At 76.1% G+C, this 9,774-nt stretch carries 9 protein-coding genes; 6 read left to right on the top strand and 3 right to left on the bottom strand.

From position 1 onward, the window contains the following. The 6 genes from alaS to VF468_21200 all read left to right on the top strand — a co-directional run. Positions 1–2,542: alanine--tRNA ligase (alaS, locus tag VF468_21225; protein ID HEX5880814.1), on the top strand; the 2,542-nt coding region annotated here is incomplete at its 5' end. Next, positions 2,539–2,976, top strand: coding sequence for a Holliday junction resolvase RuvX (ruvX, locus tag VF468_21220; protein HEX5880813.1), 438 nt, complete (start codon positions 2,539–2,541; stop codon positions 2,974–2,976). The genes alaS and ruvX, both read left to right, overlap by 4 nt. A gap of 37 nt (positions 2,977–3,013) precedes the next feature. Continuing rightward, complete coding sequence (mltG, locus tag VF468_21215; GenBank protein ID HEX5880812.1) at positions 3,014–4,054, top strand: endolytic transglycosylase MltG; 1,041 nt, start codon at positions 3,014–3,016, stop codon at positions 4,052–4,054. A gap of 2 nt (positions 4,055–4,056) precedes the next feature. Continuing rightward, complete coding sequence (locus tag VF468_21210; protein ID HEX5880811.1) at positions 4,057–4,935, top strand: shikimate dehydrogenase; 879 nt, start codon at positions 4,057–4,059, stop codon at positions 4,933–4,935. Positions 4,936–5,010: 75 nt separating this feature from the next. Beyond that, on the top strand, positions 5,011–5,604 hold the full coding sequence (locus tag VF468_21205) for a winged helix-turn-helix domain-containing protein (protein ID HEX5880810.1): 594 nt from the start codon (positions 5,011–5,013) through the stop codon (positions 5,602–5,604). Beyond that, positions 5,601–6,932: an MFS transporter gene (locus VF468_21200; GenBank protein ID HEX5880809.1), complete on the top strand. Its 1,332-nt coding sequence runs from the start codon at positions 5,601–5,603 to the stop codon at positions 6,930–6,932. Before VF468_21205 ends, VF468_21200 begins: the two co-directional genes overlap by 4 nt. Here the strand turns inward: VF468_21200 and VF468_21195 are convergent. The 3 genes from VF468_21195 to VF468_21185 form a co-directional block, all read right to left on the bottom strand. Beyond that, a complete protein-coding gene (locus tag VF468_21195; GenBank protein ID HEX5880808.1) occupies positions 6,890–7,501 on the bottom strand; it encodes a hypothetical protein in 612 nt (203 codons plus the stop codon). The genes VF468_21200 and VF468_21195 overlap by 43 nt on opposite strands. Before the next feature lie 19 nt (positions 7,502–7,520). Beyond that, positions 7,521–8,957 (bottom strand): hypothetical protein, encoded by a 1,437-nt coding sequence (locus VF468_21190; protein HEX5880807.1) that lies wholly within the window; start codon positions 8,955–8,957, stop codon positions 7,521–7,523. Beyond that, positions 8,944–9,774: ABC transporter permease subunit (locus VF468_21185; protein ID HEX5880806.1), on the bottom strand; the 831-nt coding region annotated here is incomplete at its 5' end. The genes VF468_21190 and VF468_21185, both read right to left, overlap by 14 nt.

Genomic DNA, 9,774 nt, shown 5'->3' with positions numbered 1-9,774 from the left:
CGCCGGCATGAACCAGTTCAAGCCCTACTTCCTCGGCGAGGTCGAGCCCGACTTCCGCCGCGCCACCAGCGTGCAGAAGTGCACCCGCACCTCCGACATCGAGAACGTCGGCGACCGCAGCCACGCCACCTTCTTCGAGATACTGGGCAACTTCTCCTTCGGCGACTACTTCAAGGAAGGCGCCATCGGCTATGCCTGGGAGCTGGTGACCGAGCGCTTCGGGCTGGAGCCGGACCGCCTCTGGGCCACCGTCTACCTGGACGACGACGAGGCCATCGAGCTCTGGCGCCAGTTCCTGCCCGCCGACCGGATCCAGCGCCTCGGCATGGAGGACAACTTCTGGTCGATGGGGGTGGCCGGCCCCTGCGGCCCCTGCTCGGAGATCCACTACGACCGTGGCCCGGAGCTCGGGCCCGGCGGCGGCCCGGCCAGCGGCTCCGACCGCTACCTGGAGATCTGGAACCTGGTGTTCATGCAGAGCATCCGGGACGAGGACTACAACATCGTCGGCGAGCTGCCCGAGAAGAACATCGACACCGGCATGGGCCTGGAGCGGGTGGCGATGCTGCTCCAGGACGCCGACTCGATGTACGAGACCGATCTCTTGTCCCCCGTCCTCCACGAGGTCCAGGAGCTGTCGGGCGCCGGCTACGGCAAGGAGGACCGGGTCGACCGCAGCTTGCGGATCGTCGCCGAGCACGGCCGCACGGCCGCCTTCCTGATCGCCGACGGGGTGCTGCCCTCCAACGAGGGCCGCGGCTACATCCTCCGCCGGCTGCTGCGCCGCGCGGTCCGGCACCTGCGGCTGCTCGGGGTCGAGGACCCCGCCCTGGCCCGGGTCGGCCAGCAGGTCGTCGCCACCCTCGGCGACGCCTGGCCGGAGCTGGTCGCCCAGCGCTCGCTGATCGAGCAGGTCGTGGCCAGCGAGGAGGACTCCTTCTCGCGCACCCTGCGCCAGGGCTCGAACCTGCTCGAGGGGGCCATCCGCCGGACCCGGGAGGAGGGCGCGGCCATGCTGGCCGGCGACACCGCCTTCCAGCTCCACGACACCTACGGGTTCCCCTACGAGCTGACCCTGGAGGCGGCCTCCGAGGCCGGCCTCGAGGTCGACGCCGACCGCTTCCGGCAGCTCATGGACGACCAGCGCCGCCGGGCCAAGGAGGCCCGCCGGGAGCTGGACGCCGACCTGCGCCGGCTGGAGGCCTACCGGGACCTGTCCGGCCGCCACGGCCGCACCACCTTCGTCGGCTACGAGACCACCGCCGCCGAGGGCCGCATCCTCGGGCTGCTCCGCGACGGCGAGGAGCTGCCCGCGGCCGCCGAGGGCGACCAGGTCGAGCTGATCCTGGACCGGACGCCGTTCTACGCCGAGGGCGGCGGCCAGGTCGGTGACACCGGCCTGGTCCGCACCGGCGACGGGGCCGTGCTCCAGGTCACCGACACCCGGCCCGGCCTGGAGGGCTTCAGCGTCCACAGCGCCCGGGTGGTGTCGGGCCAGCCCCGGGTCGGCGACCTGGTCCACGCCGAGGTCGACGCCGCCCGCCGCGACGCGGTCGCCCGCAGCCACACCGCCACCCACACCCTCCACTGGGCCCTGCGCGACCAGCTGGGCGAGCACGCCCGCCAGCAGGGGTCGCTGGTCGACGCCGGCCGGCTGCGCTTCGACTTCGCCCACTTCCAGCAGGTCCCGGCCGAGCGGCTGGCCGAGATCGAGGCTGTCGTCAACCGCCAGCTCCTGGCCGACCCGGACGTCACGGTCTGGCACGGCAGCCTGGCCGAGGCCGAGGCCGCCGGGGCGATCTCGCTGTTCGGCGAGAGGTACGGGTCGGTGGTGCGGGTGGTCGAGGTCGGCGACTTCTCCCGCGAGCTGTGCGGCGGCACCCACGTCGGCCACGGCAGCCAGGTCGGGCCCGTGCACGTGCTCGGCGAGGCCTCCATCGGGGCCAACCTGCGCCGCATCGAGGCCCTCACCGGGCTGGAGGCGCTGCACTACGTCGACCGCGAGCGCCAGCTCCTGGCCGAGGTGGCGGCCCTGCTCAAGACCCGGCCCGAGGACGCCCCCGAGCAGCTCCGGCGCCGGCTGGAGGCGCTGGCCACGGCCCAGCGGGAGCTGGAGCGGCTGCGCGTGGCCGGGCTGGAGCGCCTGGCCGGCGACCTGGCCGGGCGGGTCGCCCGCGAGGACGGCGGCTGGCTGCTGGCCGAGCGGGTGCCCGACGCCGGGGCCGACGACCTGCGCCGGATCGCCAGCGCGGTCCGCGACCGGGTCGGGGCCGGGCCCGGGGTGGTCGTGCTCGGCTCCGAGGTCGCAGGCAAGGCGGCCATGGTCGCCCTGCTCACCGCCGACCTGGCCGGGGCCGGGGCGGCGGCCAGGGACGTGCTCGCCCGGGCGGCCAAGGCGGTCGGCGGCGGCGCCGGCGGCAAGGGCGACCTGGCCAGCGCCGGCGGCCGCGACCCGAGCCAGCTGGCCGAGGCCCTCCGCATCGCCAGGGCCGACGCGATGGTGGTGCTCGCCGGGGGTTCCGGGAAGGGTTCCATGGGATGACGGGTCGCGTCCTCGCCCTCGACGTCGGGACCCGGCGCCTGGGCGTCGCCGTCTCCGACCCGACCGGGACGGTGGCCAGCCCGCTCGCCACCATCCCGCGCCGGACCCCGGCCGAGGACGCGGCCACCCTGGCCACCCTGGCCGCCGAGCAGGGCGCGACCACGGTGGTCGCCGGCCTCCCGCTCACCCTTTCCGGCCAGGAGGGCCCGGCCGCCAAGGCGGTCCGCGCCTACCTGGACGAGCTGCGCCCGCTGCTGGGTGGGCTGGCCTTCGAGCTGGCCGACGAGCGCCTGTCCACGGTGGCCGCCGAGCGGGCCCTGGTCGGCGGCGGGGTCCGGCGCCGGGACCGGCGCGACGTCGTCGACCAGGTCGCGGCCAGCGTCTTCCTCCAGACCTGGCTGGACGGCCGCCGGGCGGGGGAGAGCGGCCGATGAGCCGGAGGGGTTCGGGGAACCCCACGGGGGTGCCCCGATGAGCCGGGTCGAGCGGCGGCTGCGCAAGCGCCGGCGGCGCCGGGGCGTGCTGGTCATGGGGGTGCTGCTGGCCCTGGTGGGGCTGGTCGTGTTCCAGGCCCTGCAGTGGAGCGCGGCCCGGGAGCCCAAGCCCGTCCCGCCCGGCCGGCCGGTGACCATCATCGTCAACGCCGGCGAGGGCAGCGTCGAGATCGGCCGCAACCTCCGCGAGGCCGGGGTGGTGGACAGCGTCAACCGCTTCCGCGACGTCGCCGAGGAGCGCGGCCTTGACGGCTCGCTCAAGCCCGGCACCTACAAGCTGGTCACCGGCATGAGCATCGACGCCGTGCTCGACCTCCTGGCCAAGGGCCCCAGCACCGGGATCCCGGTCACCATCCCCGAGGGCTTCACGGTGGCCCAGATCGTCGACAAGCTCGCCGCCACCGAGCAGTTCACCAAGGCCGAGGTGGAGCAGGCCCTCAAGAGCAAGGACCTGATCGTGACCAACCGGCCCAAGGGCGAGGACTCGCTGGAGGGCCTGCTGTTCCCCGACACCTACGGCATCGAGCCCGACGACACCGCCGTCGGGGTCATCCAGGAGATGGCCGACCAGCTCGAGGTCGTGCTGTCCCGCTACCAGCTCTCCACCGCCCCCCAGGGCCTCACCCCCTACCAGCTGCTGATCGTGGCCAGCATGATCGAGCGGGAGGCCAAGGTCGACGCCGACCGGCCCAAGATCGCCGCCGTCATCTACAACCGGCTGGCCGCCGGCAAGCGGCTGGAGATCGACGCCACCGTGGAGTACGCGGTCGGCCACGGCAACCTGACCGCCAGGGACCTCCGCTCCAGCTCGCCCTACAACACCTACACCACCGTCGGGCTGCCCCCGACCCCGATCGCCGCCCCCGGCGAGGCCGCCATCAAGGCCGCCCTCCACCCGGCCGACGGCGACTGGATCTACTACGTGCTCGCCACCAAGGAGGGCGAGCACGCCTTCACCGAGAGCTACCAGGAGTTCCTCAAGCTCAAGGCCGAGGCCAAGGCCAAGGGCCTGCTGTAGCCGTGCCCGTCGCCGCCGTGCTCGGCTGGCCGCTCGCTCACACCCTGTCGCCGGCCCTGCACCAGGCCGCCTACCGCGCCGCCGGGCTGGACGGCTGGACCTACGAGGCCCGCCCGACCCGCCCCGAGGACCTGGCCGCGGCGCTGGACGAGGTCCGGTCGGGCGGGCTCGCCGGGGTCAACCTGACCACCCCGCACAAGCAGCCGGCGGCCGCCCTGGTCGACGTCCTGGAACGGCCGGCCGACCGGCTCGGGGCGGTCAACACCGTGTTCGTGCGCGACGGCCGGCTGGTCGGCGGCAACACCGACGTGGCCGGGGCGGTGTGGGCGCTGGGCAGCCAGCTCGGCCTGCGCGACGGCCGCTGGGCGGGCACCGGCCCGGCGGTGCTGCTCGGCGCCGGCGGCGTGGCCGTGGCCGTGGCGTTCGCCTGGAGCCGCCTGGCCCAGGCCCGCCGCCACCAGGGCCTGCCCGTGGCCCCGCTGCTGGTCGTGGGCCGCGACCCCGGACGGGCGGCCGCCGTGGCCGGGCTGGCCGGCCCCGGCGCCCAGGCGGTGCGCTGGGCCGGCGCCGCCGAGCTGGTCGCCGGCGCCGACGTGGTCCTCCAGGCGACCACCCTGACGGCCAGGGGCGAGCCCGTGCCCGGCCAGGACCGGCTCCGCCCCGGCGTCCGCGTGCTCGACTGCAACTACGGCCCGGCCAGCCAGGGCCTGGTCACCGCGGCCAGGTCGGCCGGGGCGGCCGCGGCCGCCGACGGCCTCGGCATGCTCTGCGCCCAGGCCGCCGGGGCCGTGGTCAAGATCGCCCGGGTCCGCCCCGACCTCGACGCCATGGCCGCCGCCGTCGGCCTCCCCTGGCCGGTTCCCGGTTCCCCTCCGATCTGAAAGAACTGTTGCAGGTTCGCCCATGCCGTGGTTCCCTGAATCTGAAAGAACTCTTTCAGATCGGAGGGGAGCGCGGTGGCGAGGACCGAGCGGCGGCTGGAGGTCACCGACGGGGCGGTGCTGGCCGCCCTGGCCCACCCGCTCCGGGTGGCGCTGCTGTACCAGCTCAACGCGCTCGGGTCGCGCACGGCCAGCCAGTGCGCCAAGGCGCTGGGGGAGACGCCGGCCAACTGCAGCTATCACCTGCGCCAGCTGGCCAAGGTGGGCCTGGTGGTCCGGGAGGAGGGCGGCGACCGACGCGAGCGGCCCTGGCGGTCGGTCTACACCGGGCTGGGACTGCACCCGCCGGTCGACGACGCCGACCCCGGGGTGGTGACCGCGGCCCGGGCGACCAGGGCGTCGCTGCTCAACCTCGCGATCCAGGAGCACGCCCGCCTGGCCCGGCAGTACCTCAGCCTCGAGCCGATGGCGGCCAGGCCCTGGCGCGACGCCGCCGCGGTCAACAGCTACTCGCTGCGGCTGACCGCCGGGGAGCTGGCCGAGCTGGTCGAGACGCTGGACGCGGCGATCCGGCCGTTCATCGGGCTGACCCGCCCCGACCCGCCCGAGGGGGCCGAGCCGGTGCACCTCGACCTCAAGGCGTTCCTGCGCCCGGAGGCCCTGGCGTGAGGGCCGGCTGGGCCCTGCTGCGCCGGCGCGACTTCGGGCTCCTGTGGGCCGGCGGGCTCGTCTCCGAGACGGGCGACTGGTTCCTGCTGATCGGGCTGCCGGTCTGGGTGCTCCAGCTGACCGGCTCCAGCCTGGTCACGGCCACCGTGTTCCTGGTCGGCCTGCTGCCCGGCCTGGTCGTGGGGCCGCTGGCCGGTGTCCTGGTCGACCGCTGGGACCGCCGGCGCACCCTGGTCGCGGTCGGCCTGGCCCAGGCCGCGTTCCTGCTGCCGCTGCTCGTCGTGGACGGCCGCGACCGGCTGTGGATCGTCTACCTGGTGATGGCCGTGGAGGCGGCCCTCGGCCAGCTCAACGAACCGGCCCGCAACGCTCTCGTCCCCATCCTGGTCGGACCCGGCGACCTGGTCGGGGCCAACGCCCTGATCGGCCTCAACGGCAACCTGGCCCGCCTGGTCGGCAGCCCGCTGGGCGGCCTCCTGGTCGAGGTGGCCGGCCTCCCCGGCCTGGTCATCGGCGACAGCGCCTCGTTCCTCCTCGGCGCCGCCCTGTTCGCCATGGTCGGCCGGCGTCCGAGCCCGCGCTGGAGCCGACCCTGGTGGTTCCAGGGCCCCCGGAGGGGGAGCGTAGCCGACGGCGAGGCGCGGCGCCCGAGGCTGTCCACAACCCCGCTGCGAGCCCTGGCGGGGGAGTGGCTGGACGGGCTGCGGGTGGTGCTGGGGAACCGGGAGCTGCGGTGGGGCCTGGTGGTGGACGGGCTGGCCGCGGTCGCCCAGGGGATCTTCATGGTGCTGTTCGTGCTGTTCGTGACCAGGGAGCTGGGAGGGGACGGGGCCCAGGTCGGCCTGCTGCGGGGCGTCCAGGCGGTCGGCGGGCTGGTCGGCGGCGTGCTGGTGGTGGGGCTGGCCAGGAGGCTGGAGCCGGGGCGGCTGCTCGGGGCCAGCCTCGTCGTGTTCGGTCTGGTCAGCCTGGCCATCTGGAACGGCCCGGAGGTGACCACCGCCGGCTGGGTCTACCTCGGCCTGTTCATGGCCGCCGGCGTCCCGGGGATCGGGTTCCTCACCGGCCTGACCACGCTGGTCCAGGAGCGGACCGCCGATGCCTACCTGGGCCGGGTGTTCGCCACCTTCGGAGGCGGCTTCAACGGCCTGATGGCCGTTGGCGTGCTGCTGGCCGGGCTGCTCGGCGACGCCGTCGGGGTGGTGGCCGTGCTCAACGGCCAGGCGACCCTGTACCTGCTGGCCGGCCTCCTGGCCGTGGTCACGCTCCGGCGTCCCCGGCGCGACCCCTACCCGCGGGTCTCGAAGCGGGCCCGCATGCCGTTGGCGTAGTGGTTCTCCTTCCTGCCGTCGGCCTCGGTCTCGAGCAGGTTGCAGAACAGCGCGTAGCCGCCCGCCGGCAGCTCGAAGGTGCCGGTGCAGGTCTGCTTGGCCGGGAACGACTCGATCTCGCCCACGAACGCCCCTTCGGGCAGCTTCTCCTCGTCGACGGTGCCGTCGGCGGCCAGCGGCAGCGTGGCCGGGTCGGCGGCGCGGACGACCACCAGCTCGTGGGCGTCCTCGCCGGTGTTGCGGGCCTCGAAGGTGATGGTGCCGGCGGGCGCGTCGGCCCGGGCCGGCAGCACCGACCACTCCTTCAGCTCGACCGCGATGGTGGCGTCGCTCGTGGAGGCGTCCCCGACCGGCCTGCAGGCGGGCGCCGTCCCGGAGGCGGTGCCGCTGCCCGACCCGGTGCCGCTGCCCGATCCCGTGCCGCTGCCCGACCCGGTGCCGCTGCCGCCGGAGGCCTGGGTGCCGTCGACGTTGCGGACCCCGGCCCCGTCGTCCGACCCGCAGCCGGCGAGCAGCAGGGCCAGGCCGAGCCCCAGCCCGGCCAGCCGGTGCCCGTTCCGGTCCCTCATCGCCCCATCCTCCCGGTGGTCATGTCCTGGTGAGCTCGCGACCGCCGAGCCTACGGAAGGCGGTCCGGCCCTGTCGACCTCTGGCGGCCGCCACCGCCCAGACGGCCAGAGCGGCCAGCCAGGCCCCGTGCAGGGTCCAGGTCCACCAGCTCATGGCCAAGTAGTCGGGCAGGGCCAGCCGCCAGGCCCGGTACAGCGGGTTGGCCGTGGCGGCGGCGTCGACCGCCCAGGTGACCCGGCCGGCGGCGCCCTCGGCGACCAGCCACAGCTGGGCCAGCACGCCGACCCCGCCGGCCACGGCCAGCAGCAGCCGCCGGCCACGGCCGGGGCCGGCCCACCAGGCGACGGCCAGGGCGGCCAGGGGCAGGACCACCACCACCTGGCGGCCCGCGAACCACCAGCCGTGCATGGTCAGGGCGACGAAGGTGGCCACCAGCCAGCCGGCGGCCAGCGGGGCGGCCAGGGCGGCCCAGCCGGCCGGGCGGCGCCGGACCAGGGTGGCCAGGGCGGGGACGGCCAGCAGCCAGGCCGGCTGCCAGGCGGCCAGCCCGAAGCCCCGGTCCACCAGCAGGCCGAGCAGGCGGCGGCTCCGGCCCAGGTAGTCCGGCTCGGCGCCGACGACCGACAGCTCCCCGGCGACGAAGTGGTCGCCGGCCGCGTACGGCGTCCAGCCCCCGTACCACCAGCGGTGGAGGACCAGGAAGACGATCCCGGCGGCGGCCAGCGACCCGGCCAGGGCCAGCGCCCGCCGCCCCCGCCCGGCCCGGGCCAGCCGCCAGCCGGCGACCAGGGCGACGGCCGCGGCCACCGGCGCGTACTTCACTCCCAGCCAGGGCAGGGCGACCACGGCGCCGCCCACGACCAGGGTCGGGCGGGCGGCCAGCCCCCCGGGGGCCGCCGGGGTGGTCAGGGCGGCGACGGCGGCCAGGACGGCCAGGGCCGCCGGCAGCTCCGGGTAGACCTGGCTGCCGTAGACGGCCAGGGGCGGGGAGCAGGCGAACACCCCCGCGGCCAGGGTCGCGGCGGCCAGCGGCACCCCCAGGCGGCGCACGGCCGTCCACAGCAGCAGGGCCGCCAGCACCCCGGCCAGGGCGGCCATGGCCAGCTTGGCCCCGACCCAGCCTCCGGCCGCCACCGGCCCGGCCAGCAGCAACGGCAGCAGCGGGTCGTGCGGGCTCAGGCGCCGCCCCCCGGCCAGCGGCGCCGTCTGCTCGGGCAGATCGACGGCGTGGAACGCCCGCCAGCGGCCCCCGGCCAGCTCGTCGGCGATGTCGAGGTCCCCGTCGGTGGCCAGGCTGATGGCGGTCAGCAGGTACTGCGGCTCGTCGGCGGTCGTCTCGGTGGTATGGGTCGCCGGCACCCAGATCCCGGCCGCCGCGACCAGGAACGCCACCACCCCGACCCCCGCCATGGCCAGTCGCAGCCGGGTCCCGCCGGGCGGGTCAGGTGGGGGCATCGCCGCGGCGGACGACCAGGAACCAGGTCAGGACCCCGGACAGCAGGAGGAGGAACAGGGCGGCCAGGCTGGCGTCGGCCAGGAAGGCGTCCTCGGTGGCGTTCCAGATCCGGGTGGCCAGGGTCTCGAACCCGGGCGGGGCGAGCAGGAGAGTGGCGGGCAGCTCCTTCATGGTGGACAGGAGCACCAGCCCGGCCCCGGCGAGCAGGCCGGGGGCGGCCAGGGGGAGCTCGACGGTGCGCAGGCGCCGGAGGCGGCCGGCGCCGAGGATGCGGGCGGCGTCGTCGAGGCGGCCGGGGACGGCGGCCACCGCCACCTGGGCGGACCGCAGGGCCTGGGAGCCGAAGTGGACGACGTAGGCGAACACCAGCAGGGCCTGGGTCTGGTAGAGGGCGGCCAGCGGCCACGGCGCCTGCAGGGTCCAGAAGGCCAGGGCGAGGGCGACGACCAGGCCGGGGAGGGCGAACCCGCCCACGATCACGGCGTTGGCGGCGCCGCCGAGCCGGCTGGCGTGGCGGACGGTCAGGTACGCCACCGGCAGGACCGCGGCCACGGCGACCAGGGCCGCGACCACGGCCATGACGGCGGTGTTGACCGCCGGCCCGGCCAGCGCGCCCGCGTCGGTGACCAGCGCCCCCGCCCGCGACGAGCCGTGGAACAGCCCCCGGACGGCCCAGAAGGCCAGCACCCCCACGGGCGCCACCAGGGCGAGGCCGACGACCCCGCCGACCAGGGCCACGGCCGGCCCCCGCCAGCGGCCCAGCGGGACCCGCAGGGAGCGGGCCCCGGCGGCCAGCCGGCCCGGCCGGCCGTGGCC

This window comes from Actinomycetota bacterium, from assembly GCA_036280995.1.
GTDB lineage: Bacteria > Actinomycetota > CALGFH01 > CALGFH01 > CALGFH01 > CALGFH01.
The sequence above is the reverse complement of the archived record's forward strand: the minus strand, read 5'-3'. Positions and strand labels throughout refer to the sequence as shown.

Coding starts and splice junctions, on each gene's coding strand:
- ruvX (HEX5880813.1), top strand. CDS start 2,539: ATGACGGGTCGCGTCCTCGCCCTCGACGTCGGGACCCGGCGCCTGGGC.
- mltG (HEX5880812.1), top strand. CDS start 3,014: ATGAGCCGGGTCGAGCGGCGGCTGCGCAAGCGCCGGCGGCGCCGGGGC.
- VF468_21195 (HEX5880808.1), bottom strand. CDS start 7,501: ATGAGGGACCGGAACGGGCACCGGCTGGCCGGGCTGGGGCTCGGCCTG.
- VF468_21190 (HEX5880807.1), bottom strand. CDS start 8,957: ATGCCCCCACCTGACCCGCCCGGCGGGACCCGGCTGCGACTGGCCATG.